Annotated in this window: 15 protein-coding genes; 6 read left to right on the top strand and 9 right to left on the bottom strand. The window is 72.1% G+C overall.

Annotated elements, in window-relative coordinates; translation table 11 throughout:
- The first annotated feature begins 106 nt into the window (after positions 1–106).
- Both AB0A61_RS15045 and AB0A61_RS15040 read left to right on the top strand, forming a co-directional pair.
- The gene (locus AB0A61_RS15045) at positions 107–2,194 is read left to right on the top strand and encodes a SpoIIE family protein phosphatase (protein WP_361291671.1); all 2,088 of its coding nucleotides are present in this window, start codon (positions 107–109) and stop codon (positions 2,192–2,194) included.
- A gap of 51 nt (positions 2,195–2,245) precedes the next feature.
- Positions 2,246–3,109, top strand: coding sequence for a DNA-formamidopyrimidine glycosylase family protein (locus AB0A61_RS15040; RefSeq protein ID WP_361291669.1), 864 nt, complete (start codon positions 2,246–2,248; stop codon positions 3,107–3,109).
- A 6-nt stretch (positions 3,110–3,115) separates the two neighbouring features.
- On the opposite strand, the gene AB0A61_RS15035 is transcribed toward AB0A61_RS15040, so the two are convergent.
- From AB0A61_RS15035 to AB0A61_RS15025, 3 genes are all read right to left on the bottom strand, one after another.
- Entirely contained in the window at positions 3,116–3,766 is a 651-nt protein-coding gene (locus AB0A61_RS15035) for a zf-HC2 domain-containing protein (protein ID WP_361291668.1), read from the bottom strand.
- A gap of 141 nt (positions 3,767–3,907) precedes the next feature.
- Entirely contained in the window at positions 3,908–4,459 is a 552-nt protein-coding gene (locus AB0A61_RS15030; protein WP_361291666.1) for a hypothetical protein, read from the bottom strand.
- 134 nt (positions 4,460–4,593) lie between these two features.
- The gene (locus AB0A61_RS15025; RefSeq protein ID WP_361291664.1) at positions 4,594–5,142 is read right to left on the bottom strand and encodes a sigma-70 family RNA polymerase sigma factor; all 549 of its coding nucleotides are present in this window, start codon (positions 5,140–5,142) and stop codon (positions 4,594–4,596) included.
- Positions 5,143–5,354: 212 nt separating this feature from the next.
- Here AB0A61_RS15025 and AB0A61_RS15020 point away from each other — a divergent pair, with 212 nt between their 5' ends.
- Complete coding sequence (locus AB0A61_RS15020; protein WP_361291662.1) at positions 5,355–6,521, top strand: CapA family protein; 1,167 nt, start codon at positions 5,355–5,357, stop codon at positions 6,519–6,521.
- 37 nt (positions 6,522–6,558) lie between these two features.
- On the opposite strand, the gene AB0A61_RS15015 is transcribed toward AB0A61_RS15020, so the two are convergent.
- Both AB0A61_RS15015 and AB0A61_RS15010 read right to left on the bottom strand, forming a co-directional pair.
- The gene (locus tag AB0A61_RS15015; protein WP_361291660.1) at positions 6,559–7,980 is read right to left on the bottom strand and encodes an amino acid permease; all 1,422 of its coding nucleotides are present in this window, start codon (positions 7,978–7,980) and stop codon (positions 6,559–6,561) included.
- A gap of 118 nt (positions 7,981–8,098) precedes the next feature.
- Positions 8,099–8,560 (bottom strand): universal stress protein, encoded by a 462-nt coding sequence (locus tag AB0A61_RS15010; protein WP_361291658.1) that lies wholly within the window; start codon positions 8,558–8,560, stop codon positions 8,099–8,101.
- A gap of 227 nt (positions 8,561–8,787) precedes the next feature.
- Here AB0A61_RS15010 and lysX point away from each other — a divergent pair, with 227 nt between their 5' ends.
- Both lysX and AB0A61_RS15000 read left to right on the top strand, forming a co-directional pair.
- On the top strand, positions 8,788–12,096 hold the full coding sequence (gene lysX / locus AB0A61_RS15005; RefSeq protein ID WP_361291656.1) for a bifunctional lysylphosphatidylglycerol synthetase/lysine--tRNA ligase LysX: 3,309 nt from the start codon (positions 8,788–8,790) through the stop codon (positions 12,094–12,096).
- Positions 12,097–12,235: 139 nt separating this feature from the next.
- Positions 12,236–13,075 (top strand): polysaccharide deacetylase family protein, encoded by an 840-nt coding sequence (locus tag AB0A61_RS15000; RefSeq protein WP_361291655.1) that lies wholly within the window; start codon positions 12,236–12,238, stop codon positions 13,073–13,075.
- Between the two features lie 76 nt (positions 13,076–13,151).
- Here the strand turns inward: AB0A61_RS15000 and AB0A61_RS14995 are convergent, their stop codons facing one another.
- Positions 13,152–13,829, bottom strand: coding sequence for a class F sortase (locus AB0A61_RS14995; RefSeq protein WP_361291653.1), 678 nt, complete (start codon positions 13,827–13,829; stop codon positions 13,152–13,154).
- A 330-nt stretch (positions 13,830–14,159) separates the two neighbouring features.
- Here AB0A61_RS14995 and AB0A61_RS14990 point away from each other — a divergent pair, with 330 nt between their 5' ends.
- Positions 14,160–15,164: a hypothetical protein gene (locus tag AB0A61_RS14990; RefSeq protein WP_361291651.1), complete on the top strand. Its 1,005-nt coding sequence runs from the start codon at positions 14,160–14,162 to the stop codon at positions 15,162–15,164.
- A 332-nt stretch (positions 15,165–15,496) separates the two neighbouring features.
- Here AB0A61_RS14990 and AB0A61_RS14985 read toward each other — a convergent pair whose 3' ends face one another.
- The 3 genes from AB0A61_RS14985 to AB0A61_RS14975 all read right to left on the bottom strand — a co-directional run bounded on the left by AB0A61_RS14985 (position 15,497) and on the right by AB0A61_RS14975 (position 17,161).
- Entirely contained in the window at positions 15,497–15,994 is a 498-nt protein-coding gene (locus AB0A61_RS14985) for a hypothetical protein (RefSeq protein ID WP_361291649.1), read from the bottom strand.
- A gap of 257 nt (positions 15,995–16,251) precedes the next feature.
- Positions 16,252–17,016, bottom strand: coding sequence for a hypothetical protein (locus AB0A61_RS14980; RefSeq protein WP_361291647.1), 765 nt, complete (start codon positions 17,014–17,016; stop codon positions 16,252–16,254).
- Between the two features lie 16 nt (positions 17,017–17,032).
- Positions 17,033–17,161: a hypothetical protein gene (locus tag AB0A61_RS14975; protein ID WP_361291645.1), complete on the bottom strand. Its 129-nt coding sequence runs from the start codon at positions 17,159–17,161 to the stop codon at positions 17,033–17,035.
- Positions 17,162–17,706: the final 545 nt, after the last annotated feature.

The following is a 17,706-nucleotide window of genomic DNA, read 5'->3' as shown; positions in this document are numbered from 1 at the left end:
AAGCCGAAGGAAGCCGAAGGAAGCGGAAGAGAGCCGAAGGAGCCGAAGGAGCCGAAGGAAGCCGAGGGAAGTCGAAGAATCAGACAAACCCTGGCAAGGTGGCCCCATGGCTGAACGGGCAGCGAACGCCCTGTCACTCCCTGACGACTGGCCCGCTCACCCGGATCCAATCCTGGCTCTGAACCGCATGGGCAGTTTCGACTGGGACCTGGACACGGGTCTGCTCAGCATGGACGCCCAGGCGCACGAGATCTTCGACATCCGCCCCGAGGAATTCGACGGCCGCCCCGAAAGCCTTGCCGACCGGGTGCCGCGGGCCGAGGGCCACCGCCTGGACGCCCTGGTGGCGCGGGCCCTGAAGGACGGCAGCGAGAACTACGGCACCTACGTGCGCCTCCGCCGCCGCGACGGCACGTTGCGCTGGACCCACACCCAGGGCTACATACGGCGGGACGAGACGGGGCGACCGCGCCGGATCATCGGGATCGTCCGGGACGCCACCGAGGAGCTGGAGGACGGCGCCGCCCGTCAGGAAGGGGCGGCGCAGAGTGCCGCCCGGCGCGACCAGACCAACGTGGTCCAGACGGCCACCGCCGCCCTCGCCCACGCCCGCACCGTCCAGGACGTCATCGACGTGGTCAAGGACACCCCCGGTCTCGCCCTCCTCGGTGCCAAGAGCCTCGTCCTCGGTCTGCTCGAGGCCGGACGCATCCGGCTGGTCGCCGAGGGACCCGCGGGCAGCTTCGTACCCGGCACCCTCATCACCCGGATCGAGGAGCCCTACCCCATGAGCGAGGCGGTGCGCACCCTCAGCCCGCGCTTCATCGAGTCCCCGGAGGAGTTCGCCGAGCGCTATCCCATCCTGTGGCCGCACATCACCGACCTGCACATCACCTCGGCGGCCTATCTGCCGCTGATCGCCCAGGGCCGGCCGATCGGCTCCATGGGTCTGCTCTACGGCGACCGGCACGGCTTCTCGCCGGAGGAGCGCAACGTCCTGGTCGCCCTCGGCAGCAGCATTGCGCAGAGCCTGCAGCGGGCCATGCTCTACGAGCAGGAGAAGGACCTCGCGCAGGGCCTGCAACAGGCGATGCTGCCGCGCACCATCCCCAGCGTGCCCGGCGCCGACGTCGCCGTCCGCTATCGCTCGGGGTACGCCGGGGGCTCCCTGGGCCGGGACATCGGCGGCGACTGGTACGACCTGATCCCGCTGCCCGGCGGCCGTGTCGGCGCCGTCATCGGCGATGTGCAGGGCCACGACACGCACGCCGCGGCCGTGATGGGCCAGCTGCGCATCGTGCTGCGCGCCTACGCCGCCGAGGGCCACACCCCGGCCACCGTGATGGCCCGTGCCTCGGTCTTCCTGCACGAACTCGACACCGACCGCTTCGCGACCTGTCTGTACGCGGAGGCCGACCTGTCCACCGGCGTGGTCCAGGTGGTGCGGGCCGGACACATCGACCCGCTGGTACGGCACAACGACGGGACCTGCCGGCGCATCACCGTGGACGGTGGCCTCCCGCTCGGCCTGTCGGCCGAGTTCGGCGACCTGGAGTACCCGGTCTGCGCCATGGAGCTCGACCCCGGGCAGAGCCTGGTGCTGTGCACCGACGGCCTGGTCGAGCGGCCGGGCGCCGACCTCGACGACGGCATGCTGGCCCTGGCCGAGTCCATCGCCGCGGGCCCCGAGGACGTACGGGGCATGGCGGACCGGCTCATCGACATGGCCGAGGCGCGCGGCGGGGACGACGACGTGGCCCTGCTGGTCCTGCGCCGCCGGGCCCTGGCCGACCGGCAGCCCCTCGGCCGGCTGCAGCAGCACGTGGCTCCGGGCGACCCCGAGGCCCTGACCCGGGCCCGGCACATGATCCGCACCGCGGTCCGCGCCTGGGGTGCCCGGGAGCGGTCCGACGAGATCGAACTCGTGGCCGACGAACTCATCACCAACGCCCTGATGCACACCGAGGGCGCGGCCATCGTCACCCTGCGGGTCCTCACCGGCACCAACCGGCGGCTGCGGGTCGAGGTCGAGGACTCCTCCAGCGCCCTGCCACGCCGCCGCGAGCCGGGCGAGCAGGGCGTCTCGGGGCGGGGGCTGATGCTGGTCGACCGGCTCACCGACGTCTGGGGAGTGGAGGCGCGCGGCGGCGGCAAGTGCCTGTGGTGCGAGTTCGTGGTGGTGGAGCGGGGCTGACGACCACCGTGCGCAGCGGCCGCTGCCGGTCCCCGGTGGCACTCTGGACCTATGCCGGAACTGCCCGAGGTCGAAGCGCTCAAGGACTTCCTGACCGACGCCCTGGTCGGCCACGAGGTCGTACGCGTGCTGCCCGTCGCCGTCAGCGTCCTGAAGACGTACGACCCTCCCGTCACCGCCGTCGAGGGCCACCGGGTCACCTCCGTGCGCCGGCACGGCAAGTTCCTGGACCTTGGAACCGACGGCGGCCTCCACCTCGTGACCCATCTGGCCCGCGCGGGCTGGCTGCAGTGGAAGGACCGGCTGCCGGACGGTCCGCCCCGTCCCGGCAAGGGGCCGCTCGCGCTGCGGGTCGCGCTGGAGACCGGCGCCGGCTTCGACCTCACCGAAGCGGGCACCCAGAAGCGGCTCGCGGTGTACGTCGTACGGGATCCGCAGGAGGTGCCGGGTGTGGCGCGGCTGGGCCCCGACCCGCTGGCCGACGACTTCGACGAGGCAGGGCTGGCGAAGCTGCTGGCGGGGGAGCGACGGCAGATCAAGGGCGCGCTGCGCGACCAGAGCCTGATCGCCGGCGTGGGCAACGCCTACAGTGACGAGATCCTGCACGCGGCGAAGATGTCCCCGTTCAAACTGGCCGCGTCACTGTCCCCGGAGGAGACCCGGCGGTTGTACGCGGCGCTGCGCGCCACCCTGACCGAGGCGGTCGAGCGCTCCCGGGGCCTGGCGGCCGGGCGGCTGAAGGCGGAGAAGAAGAGCGGCCTGCGGGTGCACGGCCGGACCGGCGAGTCCTGCCCGGTGTGCGGCGACACCATCCGGGAGGTCTCCTTCAGCGACTCCTCGCTGCAGTACTGCCCGACCTGTCAGACGGGTGGGAAGCCGCTCGCCGACCGCAGGATGTCCCGCCTGCTGAAGTAGCGTCGTTCAGGGGGAGTCCAGCGTCACCAGGGGTTGCCCGTCCGCGGTGCGCACCTCGAAGCGGTCGATCTGGTCGGTGTGCATCGCCGCGCCGCCTCTGATGGTGTTCGTCCGGGCGTCGTGCGAGGGCACGGTCCAGCTGGTCACCGTCTGCTCCGAGCCGTCGCGGCCGATGACGACGAGCCGGCAGGAGCGGGCGCCGGTCCCGTCCTTGATCTTCAGCTGCACCTCGCTGCCCCAGTCCGCGTCGGCGGCCCTGACCTCGGCCCACACGCCCGTTTTCGCGTCGGTCGCGGCCACCTGTACGGGGCCGCTCCCGTGCCCGGCCACCAGCGTGATCGCGGGCCCGCCCACGGCGAGCACCACGGAGGCGGCCAGGCCGAACAGCAGGCGCCGGCGTCCGGCCAGGCGCCGACGGGCCACGTCCGCGACCAGCCGCTCCAGCAGCCGGGGGCCGGGCTGGGCCATGGGGTGCACGAAGCGCGGCGTGGCCCGCCGGTACAGCATCAGCTGCCGTGCCGTCGGCCCGAACTCGGTGACGTGCGCCGCGCAGCGAGGGCACGCCACGAGGTGGTCCTCGAAGCGGAAGGCGTCCGCCTCGTCCAGCACGCCGAGCGCGTAAGCGCCGACGTCGCGATGCCTTTCCAGGGACCTCATGCCGAATCCTCGTGCCTATGGGTGTGGGTGGGGTTACTCCTTGCTCCCACCCGTACGCACCGGACAGCCGAATCACTCAAGCCACGCGCAGAATCGTAATCAACGGATTCGGAGCGGCCGGGCCCGCGGATTGGTCGGAATCTAAAAAAGATGGATGGCCAGATGTCCGAGCGGCAGCCCGAGCTGCCAGGCGGGTGTCCACACCTTCGGCCCCTCGTCCACGCCGGCCGGCCCACCGCCGCCCGGCCCGTCGTCCTCGCCGGCCAGTCCCACGCCGCCGGGCACCGCGTCCAGGTCGGGCGCGAGCAGCTCGGTCTCCTCCAGCCAGCGCCAGGCGGCCTCGGCCAGGTCCAGGTCCGGTGAGGGCACGCCCGAGGCATGCGCGTCCGCCGCGAGCTCGGCCATCCGCTCGCGCACCCAGTCCTGCCACGGCTGGTCGTACGCGGTCAGCGACAGCCAGGTCTCCAACTGGGAGACGACCCGGATGCCGGACAGCTCGCCGCCGGTGTCGGAGAGGAAGATGGTCAGCGCCAGCGCGTCCCGCCCCGCACGGAACTCGAAGGACGTCGGCGGCATCAGATCCCCGGTGCGGAGCAACTCGTCGGCGATGTACTCGGCGTACAACCACGCCATGGGGACGGTCAGTTCACCGCCGCCGTTGCCGTCCGTGCTCTCTTGACCTCTGTGCAGCATCCCTTCCTGCCTTCCTCCGGTGCGTGCGCGTCGCCCGACCCGGGCTCCCAGTCGGAACACGGATGAGGACAGCCGATTACTCAACGGTGGTCCACAGCAAGGCGCTTTACGGAGGTTTGACTCGGGTGTCGGTTTCACCGCAGGTCGGTCGCGTATCCCGGAAGCACCCGGCGCAGGGCGCGCAGCGCGTAGTACGCGCGGGACTTCACGGTACCGGGCGGAATGCCGAGGGTTTCGGCGGCCTCCGCCACACTGGCCCCCTGGAAATACACCAGCACCAGTACTTCACGGTGCTGCGGAGTGAGTGTCTTCACAGCCGCCCGCACATCGAGCGTCGCGGCGGCCCGCTCGGCGTGGTCGGCGATCACCCGCGCGTTCTCCAGGATCGCGTCCCCGACCTCGGGCGGCCGTGCCTGCCGGGCCCGGCGCGCGTCGATGGCGAGCCGCCGGGCCACGGTCAGCAGCCAGGGCCGTACGGAGTCGAAGGCGTCCGCGCGCAGCGCCTCGGGATGCCGCCAGGCTCGCACGAGGGTCTCCTGGAGCAGGTCCTCGGCCCGCTGCCGGTCGCCGTCGCAGAGCCGGAGCAGCAGCGCGAACAGCGGCCTGCCGTGCTCGCGCTGCAGCGCGGCGAGCTCGTGTTCGGCGGTCGTCGACCCGTGCGGGAGGGTGGTTCCGGCCGTCATGGCCGTATCGCATCGCAGGGGGCGGTGCGGGGACAGGGCGCGCACACGGCTGTGCGGCGGACGGTCGATCGCGTCGGCGAACGGTGCGACGAACGGTCCGTCAGCCCCGCTCCGGCACACCGGACGGGCTAACGGGGATGCCGAGGCTGTTTGCGACGGCGGCCAGATTCGTACCCATTTGTCTGTCCATACGACCGCAGCGGGGTGAACTGATGATCGCACGCAGACAGCGGGTGGCCGTGGTGGTGACGGCCCTCCTGACCGCGGCCGCCGCCTGCCAGGCGCACTTCCGGGAGCACCGCGCTCCTTCCGAAGGCGCTCGAGGGCACCCGGGCCCGTCCGCGACGGCCGCCGGCGGTTTCACGCTCGTCGCCTCCGGCGACGTCCTGCCGGACTCCTCGGTGATCGACCGGGCCCACTACGACGCCCATGGCGCCGGCCACGACTTCCGGCCGATGCTTCAGGGCGTCCGGTCCATCGTCTCCCGCGCCGACCTCGCGCTGTGTCACATGGAGACCGTCTACGGCGCGAACGGCGCCTACAGCGGCGCCCCCCTGTTCAAGGCCCCGCCCGAGGTGGCGCGGGGCCTTGCCGCGACCGGCTACGACGACTGCTCCACCGCCTCCGAGCACACCCTGGACGACGGCGCCGACGGCATCCGGCGCACCCTGGACGCCCTCGACCACGCCGGGCTGCGGCACGCGGGATCGGCGCGCACCGAGGGCGAGGCGCGCAGCGTCACGCTGTTGCGCGCGGGCCGGGCACTGGTCGCCCACCTGGCCTACACCTACGGCTGCGACCGTCCGCTTCCAGCCGGACAGCCCTGGGCCGTCAACCTCATCGACGAGACCCGTATCCTCACCGACGCCCGGACGGCCCGGAAGGCGGGCGCCGACGTGGTCGTCGTGTCCCTGCACTGGGGCACCCAGTGGCAGGACGCCCCCGACCCGCGGCAACTCGCCCTCGGCCGGCTGCTGACCGCCTCCCGCACGGACGGCCGCCCCGACGTCGACCTGATCCTCGGCACCCACGCCCACGTCCCGCAGGCGTACGAGAAGGTCAACGGCACCTGGGTGGTCTACGGCATGGGCGACCAGATCGCCGGCCCGATGACCGGCGACCGCGGTACCCAGGATCCGCGCGGCAACCAGAGCACCCTCGCCCGCTTCGCCTTCGCCCCGCCCGCACACCCCGGCGGACGCTGGGAGGTGGTCCGGGCCGAGTTCGTCCCGGAGGTGTTCGACGTCGACGCCGGCCGCGTGGTCGATGTCAACGCGGCCATCGCCCAGGGGGCCGACCTGCAGGGTGTGCGCGACCGGATCCGCGACGTGGTGCTCGGCCGGGGCGCCGCGCAGGACGGTCTGGTGATGGGACAGTGACCCCGATCGGCTCACCTTCCCGCGGCCGAGGCCCCGATCAGCCCGGCGGACGCCGTGCCAGCGCCGACCGCTTGTACGAGTACAGGAAGTAGACCACGCACCCGATCACGAACCACACGGCGAACCGGACCCAGGTCTGCCACTGGAGGAACGTGATCAGCCAGATCGAGAAGACGACACCCAGCGCGGGCACGAACGGCATCCACGGCGTGCGGAAGGAACGCGGCAGGTCGGGCTGCCGGTAGCGCAGCACGATCACCGCCGTGCACACCACCACGAACGCCAGCAGGATGCCGATGTTGGTGAGCTCGGCGGCCTGGGCGATCGGAATGAACCCGGCGATCGCGGCCGACGCCACCCCGACGATCCACGTCACACGCGTCGGCACATGGCGCGTGGGGTGCGTCTTCGCGAACCACTTGGGCAGCAGCCCGTCCCGGGACATGGCGAACCACACCCGGGTCACGCCCAGCATGAAGGTGAACATCACGGTGAGGATGCCGATGATCGCGCCCACCGCGATCACGTTCGCCAGCCCGTTCAGCCCCACGGACTTGAACGCGGTGGAGAAGCCGCTCTCCTTGTCGATGTCCTTGTAGTTCTGCATGCCGGTCAGCACCAGACACGCCGCCACGTACAGCACCATCGCGATCGCGAGCGAGTAGATGATCGCCTTCGGCATATGGCGCTGGGCGTCCCTGGACTCCTCGGCCGCCGTCGACATGGCGTCGTAGCCGAACACCGCGAAGAACACGGTCGCCGCACCGGTGAACGCCCCTCCGACCCCGTACGGGAAGAACGGGTGGTAGTTGGCGGAGTTGATGTGGAAGAAGCCGACGGCGATCACCAGCAGCACCACCAGCACCTTCACCACCACCACGAACGTCTCGAAGCGGGCCGCGCTGCGGATGCCGAGGGTCAGCAGCCAGGCGATGAGCAGGCACAGGACCGCGGCGAACAGGTCGACCCGGTGACCGGCACCGGTCCCCGGCGCACCCAGCATCCACGCCGGCAGATGGGCGCCCACCTGCTCCACCAGGAAGCTGAAGTAGCCGGAGATGCCGATCGCGACCACCGCCACGATCGCCGTGTACTCAAGGAGCAGGTCCCAGCCGATGAACCAGCCGGCGAACTCGCCGAGCACCGCGTACCCGTAGGTGTAGGCCGAGCCCGCCTTCGGGATCAGGCCCGCGAACTCGGCGTACGACAGCGCGGCCGCGGCACTGGCGATGCCCGCGATGAGGAAGGAGACGACCACGGCGGGCCCCGCCACACCGTTGGCCACCGTGCCGGCCAGGGTGAAGATGCCCGCGCCGATGATGCCGCCCACGCCGATCGCCGTCAGCTGCCCCAGCCCGAGCGACCGTTCCAGCCGCGGGCCCTCGCCGACTTCCGTGTCTTCGATGTGTTCGATGGGTTTGCGGCGGAGAATGCCTTCACCCATCCGGAGCCCAGCCATGCGCCTCACCTCTTCACAGACGGCAAACGGCTGATGGCGGATCATGATGGTCCAGCGCCACCCGGTGCGGAAGACGCCACGCACGGCCGGGACGGCAGCGACCGGCCGTCGCAGCGGCCTACGGCACCACGGTCACCGGCCATCGCCCCGCCTTCACGAGGCGGATGGCCACGGAGCCGATGATCCGGTGGCCGGCCTGTTCCGAGGCGCCCACGACCACGGCGTCCGCCTTGAGCTCGTCGGCGGCCCGGACCAGACCGCTGTACGGGTCCCCCGGGAAGGTGTGGAACTCCCAGCGAATCTCGAATATCCCCTTCAGCCGCTGTGCGGAGTCACGGATCTGCTGGACGAGGTCCTCGGCGATCTCGTCGGTCGTCTCGGCCACCGGCGCCCCGAGCGCGGCACCCGCCGTCATCACCGGCTGCACGTACACGACGGCGAGCAGCGCATGCTGCCGTCTGGCCAGACCGGCGGCGTAGGCGGCGGCCCGCATCGAGGAGTCGGAGCCGTCCACCCCGACGACGATGACCTTCGGCCCGTCCGTGCCCCGCTCGAACTGGGGCGAGTGCTGTTCCGTCACGCCACCGAGGCTATCGGAAGCGGCAGGTCGCGCCGCCGCACGGGCGCCCTCGACGGCCGCCGCACGCAAGCCCTGGGGGTGTCTTTCGGATCACCGCGGACCCGGGGCGATGCGAACGACACCCCCTGGACGCCCTCGCACCGGGCACCGCGGACCGGACCCCTCGACGGGCGCCGCGGGCGGGGTGTTCCTACAGTCGGAACCATGAGCGCCACCCCGTCAATGCCATGACCGCCACAGTCAACGGCGCCCGCCGCCGGGACGCGGCGGGCCCCGGACAGCCGCCCGCACACGGCCTCCTGAACCGGGTGCCCGAAGGTTTCGCCGCCTTCTTCGGCGCCCTCGGCCTGCTCTGTGCGCTCCTGGACCTCATCGCCCCGCTGCGCGCCCTGCTCCGCCCGGTCGTCCACGTCCTCGACCTTCTGCTGGTCCCGGTCAGCGCGAACCTCGCCTACGCCGTCTTCCTCTTTCTGCTCGCCGGCGCCACCGCCGCCCGCAAACGGGTCGCCTGGTGGCTGGTCGTCGTCTACCTCGGTCTGCTGATCCTGACCGACATCGTCGGTGTGATCTTCGGCCGGTACGCCGAGTCGCTGCCGTCCCTGATCGTGTGCGGCCTCGCCCTGCTGGTGCTGATCGCCGCCCGCGGAGAGTTCTACGCCGCCTCCAGACGCGGCGCCGTATGGCGGGCGCTGGCCGTGCTGGCCGTCGGCCTCGTGGTGGCGATCGTGGTCGGCTGGGGTCTGGTCGCGCTCTTCCCCGGCACACTGCCCCAGGGCCAGCACCTGGCCTGGGCCGCCAACCGGGTCCTCGGCGGCCTGGCCGCCTCCGGCCGCGACTTCGACGGCCGCCCGCCCCGCGCCGTGACCTTCCTGCTCGGCCTGTTCGGCGCGCTCGCCCTGCTCAACGCCGCCGCGACGCTGTTCCGCTCGCAGCGCCTGGAAGCGGCCCTGCACGGCGACGAGGAACCGCGCATCCGCGCCCTGCTGAAGGCCTACGGCGAGGACGACTCCCTCGGCTACTTCGCCACCCGCCGCGACAAGGCGGTCGTCTTCTCACCCAGCGGCAAGGCCGCGGTCACCTACCGCGTCGAGGCCGGCGTGTGCCTGGCCAGCGGCGACCCCGTCGGCGACCGGGAGGCCTGGCCGCACGCCATCGCCGCCTGGCAGGACGTGGCCCGCCGCTACGCCTGGGCGCCCGCCGTGATGGGCGCCTCCGAAGAGGGCGCCACGGCCTACGCCCGCGCCGGACTCGGCGCCCTCCAGCTCGGCGACGAGGCGATCGTGCACGTCGCCGACTTCGACCTCGACGGCCGGGACATGCGGGTGACCCGACAGGCCGTGCACCGGGTGCGGCGCACCGGCGCCACCTGCCGGGTCCGCCGCCACGCCGCCCTCACCGAGGCGGAGATGGAGGAGGTCGTCGACAAGGCCGACTCCTGGCGCGACACCGAGACCGAACGCGGCTTCTCCATGGCGCTGGACCGTCTCGGCGACCCGGCCGACGGCGACTGCCTCCTCGTCGAGGCCCTCGGCACGGACGGCCGGCTGCTCGCCCTGCTGTCCTTCGTGCCCTGGGGCCGCGACGGTGTCTCCCTGGACCTGATGCGCCGGGACCGCGCCGCCCCGAACGGCGTCATGGAGTTCATGGTGGCCGAACTGTGCGCGGCCGCCCCGAAGCTCGGCGTGCGCCGGGTGTCGCTGAACTTCGCGGTGTTCCGCGCGGTCTTCGAGGAGGGCGCCCGCATCGGCGCCGGCCCGGTGCTGCGGCTGTGGCGCAGGCTGCTGCTGTTCTTCTCCCGCTGGTGGCAGCTGGAGGCGCTGTACCGGTCCAACGCGAAGTACCACCCCGAGTGGTACCCGCGGTTCATCTGCTACGGGGAGACCGCCTCCCTGGCCCGCATCGGCCTCGCCTCCGGCATCGCCGAGGGCTTCGTCCCCGTACCCTCGCTGCGCAAGCTCTGGGGCAAGGGCCGCCAGGGACGCGGTCCCCGGCCCGCCACCACGGAGGGCCTGCCCCCGCTCTCCGCGCTGGGCCTCGACGAGACGCCCGCGCCCGGCCCGGGCGAGGAGCACCCGGTCCGGCCCGGCGACCCGCTCGCCGGCCTGCCCGAACAGGTCCGCGTCCGGCACGCGAGGCTCGACCGGCTGCGCGCCGCCGGCGCCGACCCCTACCCGGTGGGCGTTCCGGCCCGCACCCACACCCTCGCCGAGGTCCGCGAGGGCGAACAGGCCACGGTGGCCGGCCGGATCATGCTGGTCCGCGACTTCGGCGGCATCGTCTTCGTCGTGCTGCGCGACTGGACCGGCGACCACCAACTGGCCCTCACCCGGTCCGGCACCGGCCGCAGCGCCCTCGACCGCTTCACCGCCGACACCGACATCGGCGACCACATCACCGCCACCGGCCGCGCGGGCGTCAGCGACCAGGGCGAACCGACGGTCTTCGTCACCTCCTGGCAGCTGCTCGGCAAGTGCCTGCGCCCGCTGCCCGACAAGCGCCGCGGCCTCGCCGACCCCGAGGCCCGGGTGCGCCGCCGTTACCTCGACCTGGTCGCCAGCCACGACGCCCGCGCCATGGTGCGCGTCCGCTCCACCGTCGTACAGGCCCTGCGGCAGGGCCTGCTGGACCGTGGCTTCCTGGAGGTCGAGACGCCGATCCTGCAGCAGATCCACGGCGGCGCCAACGCCCGCCCCTTCACCACCCACATCAACGCCTACGACCTCGACATGTACCTGCGCATCGCGCCCGAGCTGTACCTGAAGCGGCTGTGCGTCGGCGGCCTTGAGAAGGTGTTCGAGATGGGCCGCACCTTCCGCAACGAGGGCATCTCCCACAAGCACAATCCCGAGTTCACCATGCTGGAGGCCTACCAGGCCTACGCCGACTACGAGGTGATGCTCGACCTCACCCGCGAACTGGTCCAGGGCGCCGCGACCGCCGCCTTCGGCCGCCCGGTCGCCCGCAAGGACGGCACCGAGTACGACATCTCCGGAGCCTGGCCGGTCAAGACCGTGCACGGGGCGATCTCCGAGGCGCTCGGGGAGGAGATCGGGCCGGGCACGGACCTGGAGACGCTGCACCGCCTCTGCGACCGGGCCGGCGTGCCGTACACCGCGGGCGACGGCTCCGGCGACATCGTCCTGGAGATGTACGAGCGGCTGGTGGAGGAGCGGACGACGCTGCCCACCTTCTACAAGGACTTCCCGACCGACGTCTCCCCTCTGACCCGGCAGCACCGCACCGACCCGCGGCTCGCCGAACGCTGGGACCTCGTCGCCTTCGGCACCGAACTCGGCACCGCCTACTCGGAGCTGACCGATCCCGTCGAACAGCGCCGTCGCCTCACCGCCCAGTCCCTGCTCGCCGCCGGGGGAGACCCGGAGGCGATGGAGCTGGACGAGGAGTTCCTCGACGCCCTCGAGTACGCCATGCCACCGACCGGCGGACTCGGTGTGGGCGTCGACCGACTGGTCATGTTCCTCACCGGCCTGACGATCCGTGAGACGCTGCCGTTCCCCCTGGTGCGCCGCCGCTGAGCCGGGGCGCGGAGCTCTTTGCGCAGCCGTGGGCAGGGCGTTACCCGGCCTAGCGGCCACTGGGCCGGGCGAGTGTTTTCCTGCGCCCGCTCCGGTGCTCCAGGCGTGAGCCGGTCCCCGGCCGGGCGACTGATGAGTCATGCAAAAGGATCAGTTGCTCACGCGGCGCCGGGCTCTGCTCGCCGGGGTCGCCGCGCTGGGGACGGCGGGCGCGGCCGGCACGGCCGGTCTGCTGCTCTCCGGTTCCTCCGACACTCCGGCACGGTCCGCCGCCGCGGGCCCCCAGGCGCGCAGCGCCCTCAAGCCCGAGGCCTACCGTCTCCAGCCCCTGACCGGCGACGGCGCCGCCCACCCCGAACCTGCGGCGCTGCCGGTGCGGCACGAGCCCATCCTGCGCATGTCCGGAGGCGGCAACACCATGCTGCTGACGTTCGACGACGGCCCCAACCCCGAGTACACCCCGCACATCCTGGACACCCTTGCGAAGTACGACGTCCGCGCGACGTTCTTCGTGTGCGGGGAGATGGCCGACTGGAACCGGGACCTGCTGGCCCGGATGGCCGACGAGGGCCACGTCGTCGGCAACCACACCTGGACCCACCCGCTGCTCACCCAGCTCACCCGCGGCGAGATCCGCTCCGAGATGGAACGCACCAGCGCCGTCATCGAGAAGGCCTACGGCCAACGCCCCCTGTGGTTCCGTGCCCCCTACGGCGCCTGGAACCGGGCCGCCTTCCAGCTCGGCGCCGAGCTGGACATGGAACCGCTGGCCTGGACGGTCGACAGCCTCGACTGGACCGTCCCCGGCACCAGCACCATCATCGACCGCGTCGAGAACGGAGCCGGCCCCGGGGTCGTGGTGCTCTCCCACGACGCCGGCGGCGACCGCTCGCAGACCGTCCGCGCGCTGCGCAGCTATCTGCCGCACCTGCTGGAGGACGGCTACCACTTCACCGTGCCGCGCAGGAACTTCACCTGACCCGGCCCAGGGCGTCCGGACCCGCCCGCGGGGGGCAGGGCCGGACGCCTTGTGTTCTGTCCGGCCCACGGACCGCTCAGCGGGACTCGACCAGGCGGGCGAACACGACGACGTTGCCGTCGTACCCGGTCTGCTTGGAGTAACCGCCGCCGCAGGTGATGACCCGCAGTTCCGGTGTGCCCTTGGAACCGTAGACACGGTCGCCGGGGAAGCTGCTCTTTTCGAAGACCTCGATGCCGTAGATCTCGAAAACGGCCGTCTTCCCGTCCTGGCGGTGGATTTCGACGCGGTTGCCCTTCTTCAGCGCACCCAGCCCGTAAAAGACGGCCGGCCCCATCTTGTTGTCGACATGGCCGACGACCACGGCCGTCCCCTTTTCCCCGGGCGTGACCGCACCGGTGAACCAGCCGGCCAGATTCGGGTTCTCCGGCGGCGGCGCGGCGATCCAGCCGTCCTGGTCCAGACCGACCGCCGTGACGGGCGCGTCGACCTGGATGGTGGGAATCCTGATCCGGTCGGGCACCGAGTACGGCAGCGGTTGCGTGGTCCCGGGGGAGGCGCTCGGCGTGCGGGTGCTGTCCGGGGCGACCGCCGTCGCGGGCTGCGGAGGACCCACGTCGAACTCCCCCGAACCATTGCGGATGAGCGCAAGTCCGGTGAGCAGAACAAGCGCTATCACGCCCCACGGGGCGCGCTTCTTCTGCGGCTCCGGCTCCTCCTGTCCGGCAATCCTGGACAGCTCGCTCGCAGACATTCGCCATCCCCTCTCGACGCGGCCGTCGCCGCCGTCGTTCGCGCATACGGAAACGCTAAGTCCCGCGCGTCAAACCGGCGACGGGGCAGACACGAACGGGTGGCCACGCTCTTTGGTGCGCCATCCGAGTCGCCCCGGACGGGGAATTTCTGACGGTCCGTGACCTGCGGTGATGTTCGATCGGCGGAATTACTTCCGCGACTTGGCTCACCGGTACGGACCACTGCCGAAATGCGGCCGCGTGCCGGACATCTGAGGGTTTTTCCGGGAGGTGCTTTCTCGCCGAACCACCGGGTACGGGTCCCCGGGGTGCCTTCCGCGGAGGATCTCATGCGTACTACTCGTGCCCCGCTGGCCACTGTGGCCGCTGCGGTCGCCGCCCTGGGGCTCGCCGCCCCGGCGGCCGTGGCGAGGGGGAATGAGCTACCGGGCTTGGCAGGGGACGGCGGTGCCCCGGTGGTTCCGGGCAACGGTGTCGCCGTCGTTCCGGGCAGCGGTACCGGCGCCGTGCCGGGGAACGGAGCCGTCGTCGTTCCCGGCAATGGTCTCGGGAACGGCTTCGGCAACGGTTCAGGAGGTGGTCAGGGCAACGGCTCCGGCAACGGCCAGGGCAACAGCTTCGGCAATGCTCCGGGCGGTGGCCAGGGGAACGGATACGGTGCCGGCCAGGGCAATGGTCAGGGCAACGGCAACGGCAACGGCAACGGCAACGGGCAGGGCAACGGCAACAGCGGTCGGGCCAACGGCAGCGTGCAGGGCAACGGCAACGGGCAGGGCAACGGCAACGCCAACAACGGTCAGGCCGGCGGCGACGGGCAGGGCAACGGCGTCGGCGACGTGCCCGGCGGTGGCCAGGGCAACGGCCTCGGCGACGGGCAGGGCACCGGCGTCGGCGGCCAGGGCAACGGTGCCGTCGGCCAGGGCAGCGGTGGCGTCGGCATCCGCAACATCGTCGCCCAGCCCAGCGTGATCGCCCGCGGCGCTCAGCTGACGCTCACGGCCGACGGCTGCCGCAACGGCGGCACCATGTCCTCGCGCGTGTTCCCGGACACGCCACTGAGGCCGACCGGCAGCGGCGACCGTGCCACGGGCATCGGAACCGTCCGTGCGGACGCCAACCCGGGCACCTTCGACGTCACCGTCCGCTGCGACGGCCGGACCCTGACGCGTCCGGCGGCCCTCACCGTCCTCGGCGGCGTCCACGGCGGGGTCGGCGGCGGCACCTCGACCGGGGCGACCCCGACCGACATGGCGATCGGTGGCGGGATGGTGGCCGCTGCCGTGGTGGCGAGTGGCGTGTTCTGGAGGCGTCGCCGCTCCGAGAAGCAGATCTGACGGGGCGGCGCCGAGCACCCTGCCCGGCAGTCCGGCCGGTGATCCCCCGGCTCACCGGACCGCCTTCCCGTCCTCACCGGATCCGGCCTCCGCAGCCGCGGAGGCCGGATCCTTCTGTCTTCCCGGCCGGGTCTTCCCGACTGGGGGACCGGGTCCTCCCGGCCCCGGATCCCGCGATCTTCCCGGTCACCGATCGGCTGTGAGCCGTCGGCCGCCGCGCGCAAACAGGCCTTCGCCCTGGGAGCCGGCACGGTCCGCGCCCGCCCACACAGGCCTCCGCCCCGGACCTCGCAGGGTCCGGGGCGAAGGCGTGTGAGGTGGAAGAGGCGTGATCAGGCGGCTTCCTCGCCGGTGCGGCGGCGCGAGAGGTAGTACGCCGCGCCCACCGAGCCCGCGATGAGTGCGGTGCCCATGCCGATCTCCTTGAGGTCGAAACCGGCGATGGTGCCGCCCTCACCCGCGCGGACGCCGTGCTGGAAGTGCTCCGGCTTGCCGCCGTCGTCACCGCCGGAGCGGTCCTCTCCACCACGTCCGCCGGAGCGGTCCTCTTCACCGCGTCCGCCGGAGCGGTCCTCACCGCCACGTCCGCCGGAGCGGTCCTCACCGCCACGTCCGCCGGAGCGGTCCTCGTCACCACCGTCGTCGGAGTCGGAGTAGCTCTTGCCGCCTCCGCCCCCGGAGTGACTGTCTCCGCCACCCCCGTAGGAGCGGCTGTTGCTGCCGCCACCGTAGGAGTGACTGTCACCGCCGCTGGCTACGGCGGCCGGTGCGGAGAAGGTGAGTGCGGTCACGCCCAGCAGTGCGGCCGAAACGACGCGTATTACGCGCATGATGAATCCTCCGGTCCCCGAGGAGCAGCTGCGGACCTTTTCCGCTTGTGCCAGAAATGCACCTCGATGATCGAAACGCTAGGAACATGTGCGCCCGGGCGCGATCGCTCCCGGGCGAACGGGGCAACCGTGTGCGCCGCACAGGGGACGGCGTTCCTGCGGCCGGGGGACGGAACGCTCGACGGGCCTCACCCGACGGTCCGTCGGATGAGGCCGCGTCAGGCGCTGAGGGTGCCTCGGCGCCGGCTGAGACACAGTCAGTGCGGGATGTGCGGGAACATGTTCAGGTACGGCTGCGCCGACGCCGCGATCCCCCGGCTGTACGGCGCGTCGAAGTCCCAGATCAGGAAGAGCAGGAAGGCGATCAGCGCGGAGAACAACCCGGCGAGGATCAGCTCCCGTGCCGTACGCCTGATCTGCAGGGCGAAGATCATGCCCACGGTGATCACGGCCCCGGTGATCAGCCCGAACCACACAACGCCGGGCATGGTCTCCCCGGTGGAGTCGGAGCGTGCGGCGCGGGCCTGGTCGGCGGCGGTCACCTGGTCCACGAGCGGTTGGTAGGCCTGTGCCTCGAAGTCCGACTTCGGCCGGTAGTCCGTGACGTCCGCCCGGACGCGGTCGAGCAGCTGGTCGCCCTGCTTGGTGACGCGGCCGTGGTCGGCCATGGTCTTCCACTCGGTGCCGACGACGTGTCCGACATAGGCGTCGACATCGGTGCGGATCCGGTCGCGGACGTCCGCCGGATAGACCCGGACGCGCTCGGAGATCTCGTGCAGTGCCTGGGCCTCCGCCTGGACGTGGTCCTGGGCGGCGACACGTGCCTCCCAGACACCGGCGATGGCCAGGCCCAGCACGATGGCGTACACCACGCCGATCCACATCGTCATGTACTCGATGACGTCCGGGGTCTCACTGGGATCCTCGTCCTCGGCCGCCCGGCGGTGCCGCAGGAAGGTGACGATGACGACCACGACGCAGGCGGCCAGCATCGCGAGGGCGAGAACAAGCCATTCCGACAACAGGTGCCTCCAGTAATCAGCGCGGGCGGAGCGCGGCGACGGCGGCCAGTGCGGGCACCGCGATGAGCAGGACGTAGGTGACCGGCGACGGACCGTGCTGCGGTGCGGGCCGGTGCGGTTGGGGGTGGTAGCTCGGGTAGCTCACCGGCGACGCCGCAGGACGAGGTCTCGGGGCGGGTTTCGGGGGCGGTGCGGGAGCCGGCGGGGGCGGGGCCGCCGGCCGTGGCGCCGCGCGGGCCGGTCGCGGCGGCGGCGGAGGTTCCGGCTTCGGTGTGGGTCTGGGCGTGGGCGCCGGCTTGGGTGGTGGCGGCGGTTTCGGACTGGGCTTCGGAGGCGGCGGAGGCGGCGGAGGCGGTGGAGGGGGAGGTGGGGGAGGCGGCGGGGGAGGAGGCGTGGGGGTCGGCGTGGGCTTCGGGCAGGGCGGGGGCAGGGTGGGCCAGGAGTGCCCGCCGGCCGCCGCCACGGCCACCGTGCCGCCGGCTCCCGTGACGGCGTACGCGCAGGCGTCGGCCGCGGCCGGTGCGGCGGGCACGCCCACGCACATCCACGCCAGGGTCACCGGGATCAACGCCCTTAGCGCCAGGGCGAATCGTGTCGGTTCGGGTCGTTGCACGTCGGAGAGCATGAGCCTTGGCCGGTGCGGGCACGCCGTGGTGCCGGTGGATTGCCCCGAAGGAGGGATGAAGGCCG

This window comes from Streptomyces sp. NPDC046197 (genome assembly GCF_040646295.1).
Lineage (GTDB): Bacteria > Actinomycetota > Actinomycetes > Streptomycetales > Streptomycetaceae > Streptomyces.
This window is presented reverse-complemented; position numbering and strand designations above follow the sequence as displayed.